The 20,000-nt window shown below is 34.9% G+C and carries 22 protein-coding genes and 1 tRNA gene; 14 read left to right on the top strand and 9 right to left on the bottom strand.

The window, feature by feature from the left end; all coding sequences use genetic code 11:
* Positions 1–12: 12 nt before the first annotated feature.
* Positions 13–432: a (4Fe-4S)-binding protein gene (locus tag MR053_RS06185; protein WP_242131555.1), complete on the bottom strand. Its 420-nt coding sequence runs from the start codon at positions 430–432 to the stop codon at positions 13–15.
* 113 nt (positions 433–545) lie between these two features.
* Between MR053_RS06185 and kynU the strand changes: the two genes are divergently transcribed.
* The 8 genes from kynU (at position 546) to MR053_RS06145 (ending at position 8,414) form a co-directional block, all read left to right on the top strand.
* On the top strand, positions 546–1,817 hold the full coding sequence (gene kynU, locus MR053_RS06180) for a kynureninase (protein WP_242131795.1): 1,272 nt from the start codon (positions 546–548) through the stop codon (positions 1,815–1,817).
* Positions 1,810–3,231, top strand: a complete 1,422-nt coding sequence (locus MR053_RS06175) for an FAD-dependent oxidoreductase (protein WP_242131553.1) — start codon at positions 1,810–1,812, stop codon at positions 3,229–3,231. Before kynU ends, MR053_RS06175 begins: the two co-directional genes overlap by 8 nt.
* Positions 3,232–3,235: 4 nt before the next feature.
* A complete protein-coding gene (locus tag MR053_RS06170) occupies positions 3,236–3,640 on the top strand; it encodes a RidA family protein (protein ID WP_242131552.1) in 405 nt (134 codons plus the stop codon).
* Positions 3,641–3,690: 50 nt separating this feature from the next.
* The gene (locus MR053_RS06165; RefSeq protein ID WP_242131551.1) at positions 3,691–5,130 is read left to right on the top strand and encodes an aldehyde dehydrogenase; all 1,440 of its coding nucleotides are present in this window, start codon (positions 3,691–3,693) and stop codon (positions 5,128–5,130) included.
* A gap of 114 nt (positions 5,131–5,244) precedes the next feature.
* Positions 5,245–6,027, top strand: coding sequence for an SDR family oxidoreductase (locus MR053_RS06160; RefSeq protein WP_242131794.1), 783 nt, complete (start codon positions 5,245–5,247; stop codon positions 6,025–6,027).
* 24 nt (positions 6,028–6,051) lie between these two features.
* Positions 6,052–6,585 carry a 3-hydroxyanthranilate 3,4-dioxygenase gene (locus tag MR053_RS06155; protein WP_242131550.1) on the top strand — a complete coding sequence of 178 codons (534 nt, stop codon included), beginning with the start codon at positions 6,052–6,054 and terminating at the stop codon, positions 6,583–6,585.
* 99 nt (positions 6,586–6,684) lie between these two features.
* Positions 6,685–7,770, top strand: a complete 1,086-nt coding sequence (locus MR053_RS06150; protein WP_242131549.1) for an amidohydrolase family protein — start codon at positions 6,685–6,687, stop codon at positions 7,768–7,770.
* Positions 7,770–8,414, top strand: a complete 645-nt coding sequence (locus MR053_RS06145) for an O-methyltransferase (protein ID WP_242131548.1) — start codon at positions 7,770–7,772, stop codon at positions 8,412–8,414. The genes MR053_RS06150 and MR053_RS06145 overlap by 1 nt, the downstream gene beginning before the upstream one ends.
* Before the next feature lie 21 nt (positions 8,415–8,435).
* Here the strand turns inward: MR053_RS06145 and MR053_RS06140 are convergent, their stop codons facing one another.
* The 4 genes from MR053_RS06140 to MR053_RS06125 form a co-directional block, all read right to left on the bottom strand.
* Positions 8,436–8,723, bottom strand: a complete 288-nt coding sequence (locus MR053_RS06140; protein ID WP_223551239.1) for a Sec-independent protein translocase subunit TatA/TatB — start codon at positions 8,721–8,723, stop codon at positions 8,436–8,438.
* A 78-nt stretch (positions 8,724–8,801) separates the two neighbouring features.
* Positions 8,802–11,063: a M1 family metallopeptidase gene (locus MR053_RS06135; protein ID WP_242131547.1), complete on the bottom strand. Its 2,262-nt coding sequence runs from the start codon at positions 11,061–11,063 to the stop codon at positions 8,802–8,804.
* 110 nt (positions 11,064–11,173) lie between these two features.
* The gene (locus tag MR053_RS06130; protein WP_242131546.1) at positions 11,174–11,671 is read right to left on the bottom strand and encodes a DUF6702 family protein; all 498 of its coding nucleotides are present in this window, start codon (positions 11,669–11,671) and stop codon (positions 11,174–11,176) included.
* Between the two features lie 282 nt (positions 11,672–11,953).
* A complete protein-coding gene (locus tag MR053_RS06125) occupies positions 11,954–12,760 on the bottom strand; it encodes a carboxypeptidase-like regulatory domain-containing protein (protein WP_242131545.1) in 807 nt (268 codons plus the stop codon).
* Positions 12,761–12,866: 106 nt separating this feature from the next.
* Between MR053_RS06125 and pepE the strand changes: the two genes are divergently transcribed.
* The gene (gene pepE / locus MR053_RS06120; RefSeq protein WP_242131544.1) at positions 12,867–13,574 is read left to right on the top strand and encodes a dipeptidase PepE; all 708 of its coding nucleotides are present in this window, start codon (positions 12,867–12,869) and stop codon (positions 13,572–13,574) included.
* A gap of 42 nt (positions 13,575–13,616) precedes the next feature.
* On the opposite strand, the gene MR053_RS06115 is transcribed toward pepE, so the two are convergent.
* The 3 genes from MR053_RS06115 to MR053_RS06105 form a co-directional block, all read right to left on the bottom strand.
* A tRNA-Gly gene (locus MR053_RS06115) sits at positions 13,617–13,692 on the bottom strand.
* 46 nt (positions 13,693–13,738) lie between these two features.
* Entirely contained in the window at positions 13,739–14,161 is a 423-nt protein-coding gene (locus tag MR053_RS06110; protein ID WP_242131543.1) for a GNAT family N-acetyltransferase, read from the bottom strand.
* A 177-nt stretch (positions 14,162–14,338) separates the two neighbouring features.
* Complete coding sequence (locus MR053_RS06105) at positions 14,339–14,734, bottom strand: ankyrin repeat domain-containing protein (protein ID WP_242131542.1); 396 nt, start codon at positions 14,732–14,734, stop codon at positions 14,339–14,341.
* A 249-nt stretch (positions 14,735–14,983) separates the two neighbouring features.
* Here MR053_RS06105 and gpmI point away from each other — a divergent pair, with 249 nt between their 5' ends.
* The 5 genes from gpmI (at position 14,984) to MR053_RS06080 (ending at position 18,934) form a co-directional block, all read left to right on the top strand.
* Positions 14,984–16,501, top strand: coding sequence for a 2,3-bisphosphoglycerate-independent phosphoglycerate mutase (gpmI, locus tag MR053_RS06100; RefSeq protein ID WP_242131540.1), 1,518 nt, complete (start codon positions 14,984–14,986; stop codon positions 16,499–16,501).
* A gap of 41 nt (positions 16,502–16,542) precedes the next feature.
* Positions 16,543–16,953: a BT0820 family HAD-type phosphatase gene (locus MR053_RS06095; protein WP_242131539.1), complete on the top strand. Its 411-nt coding sequence runs from the start codon at positions 16,543–16,545 to the stop codon at positions 16,951–16,953.
* Between the two features lie 67 nt (positions 16,954–17,020).
* Positions 17,021–17,839: a type I methionyl aminopeptidase gene (gene map, locus MR053_RS06090; protein ID WP_242131537.1), complete on the top strand. Its 819-nt coding sequence runs from the start codon at positions 17,021–17,023 to the stop codon at positions 17,837–17,839.
* Positions 17,840–17,845: 6 nt separating this feature from the next.
* Entirely contained in the window at positions 17,846–18,163 is a 318-nt protein-coding gene (locus tag MR053_RS06085) for a cupin domain-containing protein (RefSeq protein WP_242131536.1), read from the top strand.
* 6 nt (positions 18,164–18,169) lie between these two features.
* Positions 18,170–18,934, top strand: a complete 765-nt coding sequence (locus tag MR053_RS06080) for a class I SAM-dependent methyltransferase (protein WP_242131535.1) — start codon at positions 18,170–18,172, stop codon at positions 18,932–18,934.
* Between the two features lie 71 nt (positions 18,935–19,005).
* Here MR053_RS06080 and MR053_RS06075 read toward each other — a convergent pair whose 3' ends face one another.
* On the bottom strand, positions 19,006–19,983 hold the full coding sequence (locus MR053_RS06075) for an FAD:protein FMN transferase (protein ID WP_242131534.1): 978 nt from the start codon (positions 19,981–19,983) through the stop codon (positions 19,006–19,008).
* Positions 19,984–20,000: the final 17 nt, after the last annotated feature.

The following is a 20,000-nucleotide window of genomic DNA, read 5'->3' as shown; positions in this document are numbered from 1 at the left end:
TAAAGGTATTTTTTAACCTACAAAACCATTTCTTGAATGCGAGCCATCGCAAAATGGTTTGTTATTGGAATGTCCGCACCTACAAAATGCAGTAATTTTACGTTTTTCCTCCTTTGTACCATCTTTATAAGTTACCTCTAAGTTCCCATGAACCAATAACGGTCCATTTGCCATAACCTCAACTTTAACACCTACCTTATTTATAGGCTCTTTAGGTTTGTTATTCAAATAACAACTTAAGGCTCCTGATGGGCATTGCTTAACCTGGTTTATTATTGTATCAGTATCGGCAGCATCTATTCTTACCCAAGGCCTCAAACTGGGTCTAAATACCTGCGGAAGGCCTTTGGCGCAAATTCCCGAATGCACACACTTTTCAGCTTCCCAAACTACAGTAACTTCACCATTTGTATATTTTCGTTTAACACCCATAGCATAAAGTTTAATTAAATATACAAAAAAGTCCTCTTGAAATTAGCAATTTTTGATCGTCTTAACTTGAGTTAGAATTCTTATTTTTGTTAGAAACCGAAAAACATTCCAAATTGTCCAGTTATAAATTAGGTCTTGATTTTGCTTTACAACAAGATCAAAATGACGAATTAAAATCCTATAAAAAACAGTTTCACATTCCTAAAAACCCTGAAGGTAAGGAAGTAATTTATATGACTGGAAACTCGCTTGGACTTCAGCCTAAACAAACTAAAACATACGTTGATCAAGAGCTACAGGACTGGGCTAATTTGGGTGTTGAAGGTCATGTTCATGCAAAAAACCCTTGGCTTTCTTACCATGAATTCTTAAATGAAAGCATGGCCAAAATTGTTGGCGCCAAACCTATGGAAGTTGTGGTAATGAATACGCTTACTGCTAATTTGCATTTTATGATGGTTTCTTTTTACCAGCCAACAAAAAGACGGTTCAAAATACTTATTGAAAGTGATGCTTTTCCATCTGATAAATATGCCGTAGAATCGCAATTGCGACATCATGGCTTTGATGATAAAGCGGGTTTAATACTTTGGAATCCGCGTAAAAATGAAGAACTGCTAAACTATGACGATTTAGAAAGCATTCTTGAAACCCAAGGTAACGAAATAGCACTCATTCTGATAGGCGGTGTTAATTACTATACGGGGCAGTTTTTTGATTTAAAACGCATTACCCAACTAGGGCATAAATATGGTTGTTTGGTTGGTTTTGATTGTGCGCATGGTGCTGGCAATGTAAAACTCAACCTGCATGATTCTGGTGCTGATTTCGCCGTTTGGTGCACTTACAAATACTTAAACTCGGGGCCTGGAAGTTTGGGCGGCTGTTTTGTACACAAGCGCCATGCCTATCGCAAGGATTTAAATCGTTTTACAGGTTGGTGGAGTCATAACAAGCAAACCCGATTTAACATGCGAAAGGAATTTGATCAATTATCTGGTGCAGAAGGCTGGCAATTAAGCAATCCACCAATCCTATCTATGGCAGCCATTAGGGCTTCGTTAGATGTGTTTAATGAAGTAGGAATGGAAAAACTTATCAAAAAATCAAAAAAACTAACGGGCTATTTTGAGTTTTTATTAAAGGCATTAGGAGAAGATGTTATTAGAATTATAACCCCTGAAAATCCTGAAGAACGAGGTTGCCAATTATCCATACAAGTTAAAAACGCCGATAAAACATTACATAGAAAATTGACTGAAAGTGGTGTTATAAGCGATTGGCGAGAACCAGATGTGATTCGTTGTGCTCCTACACCATTCTACAATTCGTTTGAAGATGTTTATCGTTTGGTTGAAAAATTAAAGACCATTTTAAATGCGTAAACAACAAAACATAATTATTATTGGGGCAGGACTTTGTGGTAGTCTGCTGGCATTACGCCTGGGGCAACGTGGTTATAACGTAATGGTTTACGAAATGCGGCCAGACTTGCGCAAAGTAAATATAAGTGCAGGTCGCTCTATTAACTTGGCCTTTTCAAATCGTGGCAACAAAGCCATGAAACTTGTTGGATTAGAGGATAAGGTAAAAGCACTTTGCATTCCTATGTATGGCCGTATGATCCACGACAGAAATGGAAACACATTTCAATTTAATTATAGTGGACGGAAACATGAGTATATTAACTCTGTGTCTCGTGGCCAACTTAATGCTTTGCTCCTAGATGAAGCGGAGAAACACGAAAATGTTTCGCTTTATTTTAACAAAAAGTGTAAATCCGTAAACTTTCAAAAAACAACAGCCCTATTTAAAGACTACAATACCAATACAGAATTTGAAGAAGATGCCGATGTTATTATTGCAACAGATGGAGCGGGATCCGCTATGCGGAAAAGCTATTTTTTAGGCAAAAAATTCCTGTTCAGTTTCTCGCAGGATTATTTAACCCATGGTTATAAAGAACTAAGTATTTTACCCAATAACGATGGGAGTTATAAAGCATTTAAGAATGCACTTCATATTTGGCCACGTGGTAATTTTATGCTCATCGCCCTACCTAATTTGGATGGTAGTTTTACGGTAACTTTATTCTTAAGTTACGATGAAGGAGAATACAATTTTAACAACCTGACCAACGACAAGATTGTTTTGGAATTTTTCAAAAAAGAATTTCCAGATGCACTTGCTATAATGCCTAATCTACTAAAAGATTTTTTTAAAAATCCAACAGCTGCTTTGGGTACCGTAAAATGTTCACCCTGGCACTATAAGGGCAACACTTTATTAATGGGTGATGCTGCCCATGCTATTGTACCGTTTTATGGGCAAGGTATGAATGCTTCATTTGAAGATGTAGTAGAATTTGATGTTGTTATGAACAAATATGAGGAGAGCTTCTCTGCTGACAAAGTCAACTGGGAAACTGTCTTTACCGAATACGAAAAAACACGAAAAAAAGATACCGACGCCATTGCCGACTTGGCTATAGACAACTTTTATGAGATGCGCAATCATGTTGCCAATACTATGTTCCAAGAAAAGCGTAAATTAGAGATGACTTTAGAAAAGGCATTTCCAAATGAATATTATTCAAAATATGCATTAGTTACATTTAATGAGGATATTGGTTATAGGGAAGCCATGCTAAAAGGTCGCGCTCAGGATAAAGCCATTTTAAAGCTACTTGCAGATGGGAAATTGAATAAAAATGATGATTTAAAATCAATATTAAAACAAATAAAACAAGAAACTGAAGCTATTCTAGAAGACGATAGAATAGTGGGCATGAAAAATTAGCTGTATGAAAGATGACACAGTAACACCACGAGGAGCATATCCCCACACTAAACGCGTGGGCGATTTTATATTTGTATCAGGCACAAGCTCTAGACGTCCAGATAATACCATCGCTGGTGTAGAAACCATTGACGGCTTGGGCACCAAGCATCTCAATATAGAAGTACAAACCCGTGAAGTGATAAAAAATATTGAAATGAATTTAACCAAAGAAGGTGCTTCACTAAAAGATGTAATAGATGTTACTTCTTTTTTGGTTAACATGAACGATTTTGCTGGTTATAACAAAGCCTATGCGGAATTTTTTGATGCTGAAACTGGCCCCACCAGAACAACGGTAGCAGTACACCAATTACCACATCCAGACTTAGTAGTAGAAATTAAGGTTGTGGCTTATATTGGAAATTAAAAGATAAACTAAATAGCATCTGTTTCTCTATGATTCGATAAAGAACAAGTATGAAAATCCAAAACTTCATAAATGGTCAATTCCTTGACCCTATCTTAAACAATTGGTTAGACAATTATTGTCCGGCCAATGGTGAAGTGTATGGACAAACCCCAAATTCGTCTAAAGACGATGTTGAAAATGCGTATATAGCCGCGCAATCGGCTTTTCCAAGTTGGTCACAAACTTCATTCGAGGAACGCAGTAGGATACTAATAAAAATTTCAGAGCTTTTAGAAACCAATTTGCAACGTTTAGCCGAGGCTGAAAGTAAGGACAATGGGAAGCCTGTAAATGTTGCTAAGATAGTTGACATTCCAAGAGCTGCAAGTAATTTTAGGTTCTTTGGTAATGCCATTACTCAATTTGCAAGTGAAAGTCACGAGAGTGTAGGGCACCAAGCCATTAACTATACATTAAGGCAACCTCTTGGGGTAGTTGGCTGTATTTCACCTTGGAATCTTCCGCTTTACCTTTTTACCTGGAAAATTGCTCCGGCTTTAGCCGCAGGCAATTGCGTTATAGCCAAGCCAAGTGAAGTTACACCTTTAACGGCTTATCTTTTAGGAGAGTTATGTAATGAAGCTGCGCTACCCTCAGGGGTTTTAAATATTATACACGGTTTAGGCAATACAACAGGGCAAGCTATTATTGAACACCCAAATATTAAAGCCATCTCCTTTACTGGTGGAACCAATACTGGGGCACATATTGCTAAAATTGCAGCTCCTCTGTTTAAAAAATTATCCTTGGAATTGGGAGGCAAAAACCCAAACATCATTTTTGCTGACTGTGATTACCACGATATGCTAGATACCACAATACGATCATCATTTAACAACCAAGGTCAAATTTGCTTATGTGGGAGTCGTATTTTCATAGAGTCTTCAATTTATGATATATTTAAAAATGATTTTGTCCATCGCGTTAAACAACTTAGAGTTGGCCACCCATCGGAAAAAGGCTCCCAAATTGGCGCTTTGGTTTCAAAATCACATTTAGAAAAAGTATTGCAATATATTAAAATTGCTAAACAAGAAGGTGGCAATATTTTATGTGGCGGCAATAAAGTAGAGGTCAAAGGTTTTGAAAATGGGTATTACCTTGAACCAACCATTATTGAAGTAGCAACTAATGCATGCACCATTAACCAAGAAGAAGTATTTGGCCCAGTCGTTACTATGATGCGCTTTAATAGTGAAGATGAAGTGTTACAAATGGCTAATAATGTAAAATATGGTCTTTCGGCTACCATTTGGACGAACGATTTAAAGCGTACCATGCGTTTGAGCAAGGAAATTCAAGCTGGCATTGTGTGGGTTAACACATGGATGACGCGGGACTTACGCACACCTTTTGGTGGCACTAAAGCAAGTGGCTTAGGACGAGAAGGTGGATTTGAAGTCCTACGTTTCTTTACAGAACCTAAAAATGTATGTATAAAATATTAATATAAACTATACTGCTGAACTACCATGCTAAGCTTAAAGAAATGTCGTTCAGCATCTAATTATAAATTAAATCAACCCATGAAAGATCCTGAAACAAGTTCAGGAAAACATATTATGAATTTAAATCTAACCAACAAAAACGCCTTGGTTTGCGGAAGCACTCAAGGCATAGGTAAAGCAACGGCCATAGCATTGGCCCAAGAAGGGGCTAATGTTGTATTAGTCGCAAGAAACAGGGAGCGTCTAAAAGAAGTGTTAGCACAATTGCCAGAACCTGGAAACCACAGCTATATTGTAGCCGACTTTTCTAACCCAAGGGATCTACAAGAGCAGGTCATTAAATTTATTGAAAAGCATCACGGTTTTCATATTTTGGTTAATAATACCGGAGGTCCTCGTAGCGGTGATATTTTAAACGCCAGTTTAGAAGAATTTGAAAAGGCCTTTACCCTACATCTTAAGTGTAATCATGTATTGGCGCAGTCTACTATACCGTACATGAAAGAAGCTGGTTTTGGCAGAATTGTTAATGTAATTTCCACTTCGGTTAAAGAACCTATTCCTGGTCTTGGAGTGAGCAATACCATTAGAGGTGCAGTAGGTAATTGGAGCAAAACATTAGCTACTGAACTTGGTCCATATGGCATTACCGTAAACAATGTATTGCCCGGATTTACTGAAACCGAACGTCTTACAGAAATTATAAAAATTAAGGCCGCTAACGAAGATAGGGAATTTGAAGATATGGCCGAAATTATGAAGAACTATACCCCTGCAAAGCGCTTTGCCCAACCTGAAGAAACAGCCAATGTAATAACATTTTTAGCAAGTGAAGCGGCAAGTTATGTTAATGGAATTAACGTTCCTGTTGATGGTGGTCGTACAAAAAGTTTGTAACTTTATGAATATAAATTCAATCCCATGAACAAATTAGTTTCTCCTTTAAATTTTAAAACTTGGATAGAAGAAAATAGACATCATTTAAAGCCTCCTGTTGGCAACAAAGTGATTTGGAAAGACGCTGACTTTATCGTCATGGTTGTTGGCGGCCCAAACAGCCGTAAAGATTATCACTATAATGAAACACCTGAGTTTTTCTATCAGGTTGAAGGCGATATTGTTTTAAAGATTATTGATAACGGCACACCCAAAGACGTGCATATCAAGGAAGGTGATATTTATCTCCTACCTCCTAAAGTACCTCATTCACCACAGCGAGGGGCCAATACCGTTGGATTGGTAATTGAATACAAACGCCCTGAGGGCATGAAAGATGCGCTCTTATGGTATTGTGAAAATTGCACCACCAAACTATATGAAGAAGATTTTACTTTGGAAAATATTGAAACCGATATGCCAAAGATTTTTGACAACTATTATAGTAACGAAAATAAAAGGACTTGTCCTAATTGTGGTCATGTTATGCAACCGCCTAAAAAAATTAAAGTTAATTGAAAACAACCCATTGGTAAATACAAAGAAGTATGATAATGCAATCTTTAAACTTTGAAAGGTTGCCATTCCCAGAGTAATAGAGGTCACAACAACAAATAAATGGAAAAACGCAATCTAAGGATCAATGGCCATTCGCACTTACTTCCTTATCCTGAGGAAATACCAGGTTACATGCGTGAAAAGGGCATTTTTTGGGTAGATAAGGATAGGAAATTCATGCTTCAAAAAGATTGGAACCGTCCCATTACTGATTCCAGTTTCTTTCTGCATGAGAAGTTGGAGTGGATGGAACGCAACAAAATAGACCATGCCGTTGTACTTAACTTGTCTCAGCTCTATGGTAATGGTTTACGGGTTGAAGAAATGAAAACAGCTCTAAGGTTTCAAAATGATTTTAATGCAGGCATACAACATGATCATCCCCGTAAATTTACCTGTGGCTTTGTTGTACACCCAGGTTTTTTAAGAAGCGCATGTTGGGAAATTGAACGTTGTGTAGAATCACTTGGACTACAATTACTTTGTTTACCTACACACTACATGGATACCATAGGCACTTGGCGGTGCATTTTCGACGAAGAAAATGAACCAATATTCGAGCTAGCTAGCAAATATAACCTTGCTGTTGAAATACACCCATATGATGGCGAAAAATTCATAAAACTGGAAAACACCTCCTGGCGTTTCCATCTCATTTGGATGTTAGCCCAATGTGCAGATGCTTATCATTTTTTAACCCTAAACAATTACCAAGAAAAGTTCCCCAATATGCGTACCTGCTTTGCCCATGGTGGGCAGTTAGCCCAAATAAATTTAGGACGTCGCATACAAGGCTTTGATGGTCGCCCCGATCTCTTTGAAGGCAAGCACCACCCAAGAAAAGCAGTTGGGCATAAAAACATCTTTTTCGATACATTGGTACATGACACAGGGTCTTTAGAGCTCCTTATTAAAAACCAAGGTTCTAAACAAGTATTAATAGGGCTTGACGACCCATATCCTTTAGGTGAAATGGAAAGCGACAAACAATCATCATATCCTGGAAAAATTTTAGATTTGGCCATTGAAAGAAACATCATTAATGAAACAGAACGCAATGCCATCTGGGAAGACAATGTTATTCAATGGCTTTGTGGTGATGATGAAACTGCAAAAGAAAAGTTGTATAATAGAATTTTAAACTAATGCACTTTATACCCGAAGATTTAGACAACTATGTGGTAAACCATTCTGAAGACGAACCAGAATTATTACAGCAACTCAGTCGAGAGACTTATCAAAAAATATTACAGCCCCGAATGCTAAGCGGTCACTACCAAGGGCGGGTACTGAGTATGATTTCTAAATTAATTAACCCCAAAAACATACTGGAAATTGGTACCTATACAGGGTATTCAGCGTTGTGTTTAGCAGAGGGCATGAAATCTAATGGTGAGTTACACACTATCGATATCGATGAAGAATTATTTGATTTTCAGCGTAGGTATTTTGATAAATCTACCTATGGAAAGCAAATTTTTCAACATTTAGGTAATGCTTTAGATATTATACCTAAACTTGATATGGTTTTCGATTTGGTTTTTATTGATGCAGATAAAGAAAATTATTCAAACTATTTTAATGCCATAATTAATAAGTTAAATACGGGTGGTATTATTTTAAGCGACAATGTACTATGGAGTGGTAAAGTATTAGACAAAACATTCAAAAAAGATGACACATCTACTCCTGCTCTTATTGAATACAATACATCATTGAAAAATGACAAACGTATTGAAACTGTTCTTTTACCTATTAGGGACGGATTAACAATTAGCAGAAAAATGTAATAGCTTAATAAGACAATCTTATTAGAACTTGCGTTTCACCGATCCCGTAAAATCTTCTAAATCGTCTTTTACTTTGTCGAGTTCTTTTTTTACATCGGAAGTAATGCTGGTATCTATACCATGATTTTCGGCACTCTTGGTAATTTCATGTTTAATATCATTAGTAGCATCCTTTAGTGTACGCATACCTTTTCCTAAACCACGGGCTATTTCAGGCAACTTATCGGCACCAAAAACCATAATAGCTATAAATAGTATGAAAGCTATTTCTCCTCCACTAATAAATAAAAATATTGCTTGTTGTATCACAATACAAATATAGTGAGTTGTTTGTTTAGAAAACAAAAGCCGATTGTAAAAAATCGGCCTTTATAAATAAAACGTTAGTTATCCTTGGATTTTCTTCTTAAACTTATCAAATTGACTTTCTTTTTCTTGTTTTGGCCATGAGTTATTGGACATATCTACATCTGCTGTTTCTAAATCTGGATCTACTACAATATTAGTAATTGCTTTATCCGTTTTAAAAACTTTAGTTACTTCTTTATCATTATAGCGCCATATCTGTGCCGGATATGTTTTTCTTTCTTTTGTACCATCTTCATATGTCAATTCAACAATTATAGGCATGACAAGTCCACCTGGTTTCTCAAAAGTAACTTCATAAAAATGATTAGGTGCTTTTTTTAATGCTTCTCTTTCACTGTCTGGTAACATTGCCAAATAATTATTTAAAACCTCAAAATCTGAAACTTCTTTAGCATCACTAGGCACAATACCATCTAAAGCCTCCGCATAATAAATCAACTGACCTTTATAATCGTCTAGATTCATGTTGTAACGCTCTGCTATCTTCTTAGCATTTTCTGTTGGCTTATCAGTTAAATAATACTGCTTAACTTCTTTTACACCTATATCGGTATAATCAGTAGTATAAAACCACCCTCTCCAAAACCAATCTAGATCCATAGCAGAAGCATCTTCCATAGTTCTAAAGAAATCTGCTGGAGTTGGATGTTTAAACATCCAGCGTTGTGAATAGGTTCTAAAGGCGTAGTCAAACAATTCTGGCCCCATAATAGTTTGTCTTAGCATGTATAATCCAGCGGCAGGTTTTGTGTAAGCATTAGGACCAAATTGATACACATAATCACCTTGTGACATGATGGGTGATAAATAGGATTGATCACCACCCATATATGGCACAATATCTTTTGGCAAATTACCTGTTATAAAATTTGGATCGTAATCCAACTCGGCCAAGGTTTCTACAAAAGAGTTTAATCCCTCATCCATCCAGGTCCATTGACGTTCATCGCTATTTACTATCATAGGGAAAAAGTTATGTCCCACTTCGTGGGTAATAACGCCTATCATACCTCTCTTGGTTCTTTCAGAATAAGTACCATCTGGATTGGGGCGACCAAAGTTAAAACATATCATTGGGTACTCCATCCCCTGTCTTTCAGAATGTACCGACACGGCCTTACTGTATGGATAATCGAATGTTAATTTAGAGTACTCTTCCAAAGTATTAGCTACAACTCTAGTAGAATGTTCTTCCCATAACGGATTACCTTCTTTTGGATACAATGAAATAGCCATCACCGTTCGCCCATTAATATCTACAGCCATGGCATCCCAAATGTATTTTCTAGAGGATGCAAATGCAAAATCTCTAACTTGATTGGCTTTGAAATGCCAAGTCTTTGTTTTTGTACTACGCCCTTTTTCAGTTTGCTCTGCTTCTTCCTGTGTCACTATAAAAACAGGATCCTTGAATGATTTTTTAGCTATATCAAAACGTTTTTGCTGTTCTTTTGTTAAAACATCTTTTGGATTTTGCAGTTCCCCAGTCGCCTCCAAAACATGATCGGCAGGTACAGTAATCTTCACTTCAAAATCACCAAACTCAAGGGCAAATTCACTTCTTCCCCAAAACTGCATATTTTGCCACCCCTCTACATTATCATAAACACATAACCTTGGGTAAAACTGGGCAATAGTGTAGTTGTTATTTCCGTCTGGAAACCTCTCCAAACCAGAACGGCCTCCATCTACATTTATATCGTTGATATTATACCACCATTTTATTTGAAACTTAAAAACGTCTCCCGGAGCCAATGGTTTAGATAAGTTAATACGCATCATGGTTTGATTAATTGAATGAGACAAGTTAGAGCCATCCTCATTCTTAACATATTCAATATTAAACCCACCATCGAACCGCTCTTTTAAATTGTCATTTATAAATGATACCGGGCCATTAAATGGATTGTTAAAATTCTCTGAATCAATATCTGGAGTTTTAGAGTCTTTTGCCCTCATATTTTGATCCAACTGAACCCATAAATACTCCAAGTAATCTTTTGAATTGTTATGGTAAGTTATCTTTTCATCTCCATAAATTCTATTGTTTGCTTCGTCCAACATAATGTTCATCACATAATCAACCTTTTGTTGGGTATAGGCATAACCAGGGGCACCTGATGCTGTTCTACTCTCATTTGGAGTTGCCAAAAGGTCTTTCATTTGCCTAAACTTATTTTGGTCGGTATGACCTTGTGGCTTCTCTTTTTCCTGCTCTTGGGCAAATACACTAGAAGAAATAATAGCAATCGACAACACTAAGTACTTAAATTTTTCCATCAATGAGTTTTGGATTATTTATTAAATTATTGTTTTTAAGCTTAAAACATCGCGTTTTTTGCAATTTTTAGCGCCCGAAAATAGTAAAATATGAGCTTCTTTTAATCTTTTTAATTAAACTTTAACATTGCAGAATGGCTCTGTTTAGTGAGGATTACACTTTTTTGGTTGGAGTAAATTTTGGTTTTAACAATATTTTGTTGATCCTCAAAAAGATCAAATAATACTTTATTGCTTATTTCAAACGTTTTTATACTATTTATGTTTTCAATTTCAAGATAACAACGCATTATATCACCATCATATTCTTTACCAATAAAAACAATAAGTTGGTTTTCCCCATTAATCTTTATTTCAAATCTTTCTTTCAAATATTTCTCCAAGTATACATCTGTTTCCTCAGGCTCATTTTCACCAGCAAGTATAATATCTTCACCGTACCTGCTTCTTAATACATTTTCCATGTCATCAATAAAAACCCTGGATATAATTTGTACAGACTGTTTATTCTCTATATAATTTATTTGAGAAACACTAACATAAAACTTGTGCATTGATGTAAATGCAAAAAGAGGCAACAGTATTAAACCAATAATTGATAGTTTCATAATTGCTTTCCGTATTTTTTTGCTAAAGTAGATATTTTGAGTTTTAATCATATCATTTGGTCATTTCAAAAAGCATTCCAAAAAGTTCAATAAAAGTCTATTTATTTTAGAAAAAGATACACTAATTCTATTAGTTAGAAACAGTTATAGCCTCAATATCATTGGCTTAAAAAAATTACTTTTTATCATTATTACTCTAAATCCTGAAAAAAAGCAATGAATATTTTAAGAAAAATTAAAACCTAAACGACTACTAAACCTCTATAAAACATTAGGAAGTCTTCACATCTTCAAAAACTCTTGACTCTTTTTATAAAGTAATTCTAGAAATTCAAGTTCCTTACCATAATTCAATAAGTTATAGTCAAAATCTGGATGGTCTTCTACAAATCGTATGAATTGTTCCACACGATGTTTTGGAATATTGAAGTTATCAATTATAAATTCAGACCCAAAATAATATTTAATAGACTGAACAGGAACTTCTGGTACTCCAACCGTTTTTTTATCCTTAACCTGAGCACGAAATAAAGGTAACAATAATTGATCTACTACATTAATAATGTTAAGACCATTAATCATAGGCCTAACATCTGGATTTTTTAAGGTTATATTATTAACTTTTGAGCTTTGATCGGTTTCAAACTCAAACTTTTCTTTATTTTTTATAGCAAAATAAAGCACATCTAATTTAAGTTTAAAAGTTTTTGTATTATTAATGTCTAATTCTAAATTTCCTGTTATATTATTTGAAAAAATAACAACTTCATCCAATTTATTGATTTCTTCTATAAGAAAAATCTTCATAAATTTAGAAGCCAGAATATTCTCATTAACACGAAAACTTATATTTTGATATTGTAGTGCACTAACCTCTACTAAATCATTTAAAGCGACCGCAAGGGTAAACTCGCCATTAACATCTGTAATAGTCCCTTTATTCGATGAGGCATTAAAAATGGTAATACCAATAACATCGTTATTTTCAACGACTAATTTACCTATTACTTTTGTTCTCTCAATTTCTTGAGCATTAACAGTGTAACCGTTAAAAGCAATAAATAGAATTAGTAGTTTTATTTTTTGCATCTTTTTTCTTTAAATTTAATAATTATAATTTGGATACTTAGAATTGAAGCATCAAAACTTTTAACTCAAAACAATATTAATTAGCTTTACCTAAAATAGTATAATTATGAAACACATTATAATTGCTAGCACATCAACTTTACATGACAGTAGTTATTTGGAATATATTTTAAATGATTTAGAAACCCATTTTAAGTCAGACAAAGAACTTTTATTTATCCCATACGCCAGACCTGGAGGAATTTCACATGACGAATACACCTATAAAACAAATGATGCATTTGCTAAAATCGGGAAATCAGTTAAGGGTATACATACCTATGAAAATCCTATTAAAGCCATTAAAAATGCTAAAGGCATCTTCACTGGTGGAGGCAATACATTTGTATTGCTAAACCAACTATACAAACACCGTCTAATAACTCCACTTAAAAATGCGATTAATAGTGGCACACCCTATTTAGGCACTAGTGCAGGCAGTAATATTTGCGGTTTAAACATTAAAAACACAAACGATATGCCTATTGTATATCCGCCAAACTTTAGTGCTTTAGGTTTGGTCCCTTTCAATATCAACCCACATTATGAAGACCCTAATCCTGAAAGTAAACATATGGGAGAAACCCGTGAAACCAGAATAAAGGAATTTCACCATTACAATACCAATCCTGTTGTAGGTTTACGTGAAGGAAGTTGGCTAATGGTTAAGGAAAAATCTATTGTGTTAAAAGGTAATTTGAACGCGCGCATTTTTGAATTCAATAAGGCCCCTTATGAAGTTGAACCAGAAACAGATTTAATATATTTGAAATAAACCTTTAAACATAAAAAAGCCCCATATTTCTATGAAGCTTCTTGGAGCGGGAGACCGGGTTCGAACCGGCGACATTCAGCTTGGAAGGCTGACGCTCTACCAACTGAGCTACTCCCGCATTATGCCTGCAAATATAAAATCTATTTTATTTTACACAATAAAAACTAGAGCTTTTTTAGAAAATGGTAACCCAAAATTTTAAAGCCTTCGTTATAATAAAATTTATGGGAAGCATAATTAGACACATAGGTATTTAATTCAACAGCTTCATATCCTTTTTCGCTAACATAATTATAAATCCACTCGAAAAACTGCTTTCCCAAACCCTTTCCTCGATAAGCTTCTTCTATGTATACATGATCAGGTTCTACACTCCTCCCCGAATAATGTCTAGTGCAGTACCACAAACCCGAAACGCCTATAGCAACCCCATCGTCTAGTATCACGGCACATTCATAATTCTGGTTCACCATATCAGCAAAGCGCGCTTTTAAAACCTCAACTAAAATACGACCTTGGTTTAATTTATAAACCAATGGAACAACCAAATCGATTTCGCTTTTTTCTAAAATCTTAAATTGAAACATCGCCTTTAAATTTATGCTTTTCGTATTAACCCTGAACTGATAAAAGTTATTAACACAAAATAAGCTTATTTTTTGCAATTTTAAACAGAATAACACTAGAGTCCATAAAAAAAGCCCTAATTAAAGGGCTTTTAAAAGAGTGACTAGCTCTAAAATAATTATAACTTAAACCGTAAATTATTTTCTCTTATTAGACATAGCATCCTTTAAAATAGCATGGGCTTCTTTTGCCTTATGTATTTCAGCATATTTTAAAGCGGTCATACCTTTATCTGACTTAACTTTTAATTTAGCACCGTTTACTATTAAAAGTTTTAATATCTCTGTTCTGTTGAATTTGGCAGCATACATGACAGGTGTCATTCCATTGGATTTTTCATTGACATCAGCACCCAAATTAATTAACTTTCTTACAGTTTCTAGATCACCTTTAGCGATGGAAACGCAAAAAGGACTTACTTTAAAAACAGTTGTTTTAGTATAAAGATCAAAATTGTTGTTCGGGGATTTGGCGTTTACGTTTACTATTGCAAAACATAATGCCATAGCAGAGATAATGAATGTTTTTTTCATGATGAAAGATTTTAATTTGATTAATGATTCGTTTTTTGATATACTAAAGAGACGACTTTTTTTTCAATCTGTTACACAAAAAACAGAAAATAACACGTTTTTAACGTTTCTTTTACTTTTCTTTAATAGTCCTATTCAATTTTTTAAGATTTCGAAAAAATTACAAAACCACCTTATTTACAAGGGTTTTCAGAATTTTTCTTCCTTATTGTTTGTTATCTTTGCAGTGTTAAAAAAGTCATCAATAAAATGAATAAAAAAGTTATCCTCATGATATTGGACGGCTGGGGACATTCGCCAGACCCAAAAGTATCTGCAATAGATTATGCTAATACGCCTTTCATAGATTCACTATATAAAAAGTATCCGTCTGCCCAACTTAGAACAGATGGGCTCAACGTAGGCCTTCCAGAAGGGCAAATGGGTAACAGTGAAGTAGGACACATGAATCTTGGTGCTGGACGTATAGTGTATCAGGATTTGGTTAAGGTTAATCTAGCCGTTGAAAATAAAACCCTAGAAACCGAACAAACATTGGTTGAAGCTTTTAAATATGCTAAGAACAATAACAAAGATGTTCATTTTTTAGGCTTGCTGAGTGATGGCGGAGTGCATTCCCATATTAATCATTTATTAGGTTTAATTGACGCCGCCAATAGCTTCGGACTTGAAAATACTTTTGTACATGCCTTTACGGATGGTCGTGATGTTAGTCCGACTTCGGGTAGTGGATTTGTGACCCAATTACAAGAACATATAAAAAACAACAATACCAAATTAGCTAGTATAACGGGACGTTACTATGCCATGGACAGAGATAAACGCTGGGAACGAGTTAAATTGGCTTATGATGCGATTGTTAATGGGTTAGGAGAAAAATCGGATAATGCTTATGATTCTATTGTAAACAGTTATAAAAATGACGTAACCGATGAATTCATTAAACCTATCATTATGGTTGATGATAATAATGAACCCATCGCACAAGTAAAAGATGGTGATGTCGTTATTTTTTTCAATTTTAGAACAGACCGAGGGAGAGAACTCACCGAAGCCTTATCACAAAAACACTTTCATGAGTACAACATGCACAAACTTAATCTGCATTATGTCACCTTAACCAACTATGATGACAGTTACAATAATGTAAATGTTATTTTCAACAAGGATAATTTAACCGAAACCTTAGGTGAAGTCTTAGAAAAGAATAATAAAAAACAAATTAGGATAGCAGAGACTGAAAAATATCCACACGTAACCTTTTTCTTTTCAGGTGGAAGAGAAGTTCCTTTTGAAGGTGAAACCCGTATTTTAAGAAATTCGCCTAAAGTGGCAACCTATGATTTAAAACCGGAAATGAGTGCTTATGAATTACGCGATGCCTTAGTTCCCGAGTTACAAAAAGGTGAAGTAGACTTTGTCTGTTTAAACTTTGCAAACGGCGATATGGTAGGACATACAGGTGTTATGAAAGCCGCCATTAAAGCCTGTGAAGCTGTTGATGAATGTGTAAAAGATGTGGTCAATGCGGCTCTGGACAATAGGTATAGTACATTATTGATTGCTGATCATGGAAACTGCGAAACCATGATAAATCCAGATGGTTCACCTCATACAGCACATACCACCAACCCCGTTCCAGTAATTTTAATTGATAACGAATTAAAAACTATTAAAGATGGTATATTAGGAGATATAGCACCAACAATACTAAAGTTAATGGGAATTTCACAACCTCAGGCAATGACAAGACATGCATTAATTTAAAAAATTGTAGCTTTACATGTACTATTTGAAGCTCCAATGTTATGAACTTTAATCGATCGCTCATTATTGCAGTAGATTTTGATGGTACTATAGTTGAAGATCTTTACCCTAAAATTGGAAAGCCTATCCGTTTTGCTTTTGAAACTTTAAAAAAGCTTCAAGAAAACGGACACAGATTAATATTATGGAGCTACCGTTCTGGAAAACGACTAGATGAAGCTGTTGCCTTTTGTAAAAAGAATGGCATACATTTTTATGCTATAAACAAAAGCTTCCCCGAAGAACAGCACACAAATGAACAAAGTAGAAAAATTCATGCCGATATCTTTATAGACGATCGAAATTTAGGAGGTTTCATAGGTTGGAGTGAAGTTTACCAAACACTCATCGGTACAGAAAACAATATAAAAAGAGAACAAAAAAAGAAGCGCTTTTTAGATTTTTTTAGATAATTAAAGACTTACCTCCATAAAAGATTAAAATTCTAATTTTAAGTATCTTTGCCATTATTTTTAAAACATGATTGTAGTAAAAACAAAGGAAGAAATAGAATTAATGCGTGAAAGTGCATTAATAGTATCTAAAACCCTAGGCATATTGGCAAGACAAATAAAACCAGGGGTTTCAACACTTCAACTTGATAAAATAGCAGAAGAATATATTAGGGACCATGGTGCCGAACCTGGTTTTTTAGGATTATATGATTTTCCTAATACGCTATGTATGAGTCCCAATTCACAAGTGGTACACGGCATACCAAACAGTGAACCATTAAAGGAGGGAGATATCATTTCAATAGACTGTGGAGCACTCAAAAATGGATTTTATGGTGACCATGCTTATACCTTTGCTGTTGGTGAGATTGACCCTGAAACTGAAAAACTGTTACAGGTAACAAAAGAATCTCTATACGTAGGCATTAGGGAATTTAAAAAGAATAATCGAGTTGGTGATGTGGGTTATGCAATTCAAAAATATTGTGAAGGTCATGGTTATGGTGTGGTACGTGAGCTAGTAGGCCATGGTTTAGGAAAAAAAATGCACGAAGATCCAGAAATGCCCAATTATGGCAAACGTGGACGGGGCAAGAAATTTATCGAAGGAATGGTCGTTGCCATTGAACCTATGATAAATATGGGTACACATCGTATAAAACAACATAGAGATGGTTGGACGATTACTACCTTAGACAACAAACCAAGTGCCCATTTTGAACACGACGTGGCTTTAGTTGATGGTAAACCAGAATTACTTTCAACTTTTGCATATATATATGAAGCTTTAGGTATTGAAAGTAACGAAGAGGAGGAATTTAGGCAAAAACAGCTAATGCTATAATTTATCATGACCCACAAATTTTCAGATATATCAGAAAAAGTGCTTATCAAGGGCATCAAAGGAAAGTATATACATACTGAAAACAATTCTATTGGATTCGTTACCATTGAAAAGGGATCTGTTTTACCTCCACATTCTCATTTTCATGAGCAAATAACACAAGTCATTTCTGGCAAATTAGAAATGACTATCAATGGTATTACACAGGTTCTTGAACCTGATTCCATAACTGTAATTCCTTCCAATACCATACATAGTGCAAATGCGTTAACCAATTGTGTGGTAATTGATACTTTTTTCCCAGTGCGTGAAGATTATAAATAACAGTCTTTGAAAACAATTTTTAAAGCAATACTTAACTTTATTCCTAGACCTCTGCTCATAAGGTTAAGCTATATAATTCGTCCAATTTTAGCAATCTTCTTAAAAGGCAAAACCTACACAGACCCCATAGATGGAAGAAGTTTTAAAACCTTTTTACCTTATGGTTATGGCATCCAACGTGAAAATGTACTCTCACCATCAACATTATCATTAGAACGGCATAGGTTATTATGGTTATATTTAAAAAATAAAACCAATTTTTTTAATGATAATCTTAAGGTTCTCCATTTTGCTCCTGAACAGGCCTTCTATAAGCGTTTTAGAAAGCTGAAAAATCTTGGTTATATAACTACTGATTTAAATTCTCCACTTGCTGATGTTAAAGCCGATATTTGCAACCTACCTTTTAGTGATAATAGCTTCGATGTAATTTTGTGTAACCATGTTTTAGAACACATACAAGACGATACCAAAGCGATGCAGGAACTGTATCGAGTTATGAAACCTGGTGGTTGGGGTATTTTTCAAATTCCACTGGATCTAAAAAGAGAAAAAACCTTTGAGGACAACAGCATTATAGACAAAAGTGAGCGTACCAAAATATTTGGACAATACGATCACGTTAGAATTTATGGTCGTGATTATTTTGATAAACTTCGTCGAATAGGTTTTCAAGTTAATGAAGTTGATTATACTTCAACCTTAACGAAAGATGAGATTGAAAAATACTGCTTGATTAAAGGCGAGATCATTCCTCTTGTCACAAAATAATTTAATTAGACAGTAATCTCTTACCCTTAAACAGGTTGTCACTTAAATTAACATTTGATATGAAATAACAACTAGTCTTTTGGAAAACCATTTAAGGAAAGTGATTCCAGTTCCTGCTTTTCATTTTCAAAAATTAAAAACACTTGAAGTTCGGGATGTGATTTTAAAAAGGTTTTTATTTTTTCAATCCCCATAGTCTTAAATGCAGTAGCGTAGGCATCGGCCGTCATACAATTATTTGTAATTACAGATATACTTAACAAATTGGTTTGACTGGGATAACCTGTTTTTGTATTAATAATATGTGCATAACGATTACCATATTCATCAATTTTAAACTTTCTATAAGTTCCAGATGTAGCCATAGATTTATTCTCTAAAGTAACAACGCGATTAATGGATTGCGTGCCATCAAAATTGGGATCTTCGACACCTACTTTCCAAGCCCCTCCCCTTTCAACATTAATCCCACTAGCCCTAAGCTCTCCTCCAATATCAACCAAATGGTTTTCAATGCCCTTGTGCTTTAAAAAATCTGAAACAACATCAACCGCATAACCTTTAGCTATGGCATTAAAATCAATAAAGGTTTCTTTGGGTTTAACTATACGATTATCTTCAATTTTCACTTTATCCAATCCAACAAAAATCATTAAACTATCCATTTTAAGACTATCAAGATTAATTATCTTCCCTTCTGGGCCAAAATCCCAAGCATTGACCAGAGCACCAATAGTAGGATCGAAAGCACCTTGGGTTTCCTTGAAAATACGTTTCGAAGTGTTAAAAACCTTTATAAAATGTGAGTCTACAATATTGGTTTCATTCCTATTCAATTTAGAAATATCAGAATTTACTTGATAAGTAGACATCGATTTATTGATAACATAAAATAAGCTATCGAATTGTTTAGTGTAATTAATATCAGAAGCATAGGTTACCCTATAATAGGTGCCAAAAATGGAGCCTTGAAGTTTGGTATTGACAATAGGTTGTTTACAAGACAAACACCCTACCAGAATTAATAAAATGCTGCTAAATCGATTCATATAACTTCAAGGCCCTA

It is taken from the genome of Aestuariivivens marinum, assembly GCF_022662175.1.
Taxonomy (GTDB): domain Bacteria; phylum Bacteroidota; class Bacteroidia; order Flavobacteriales; family Flavobacteriaceae; genus Aestuariivivens; species Aestuariivivens marinum.
The sequence above is the reverse complement of the archived record's forward strand: the minus strand, read 5'-3'. Positions and strand labels throughout refer to the sequence as shown.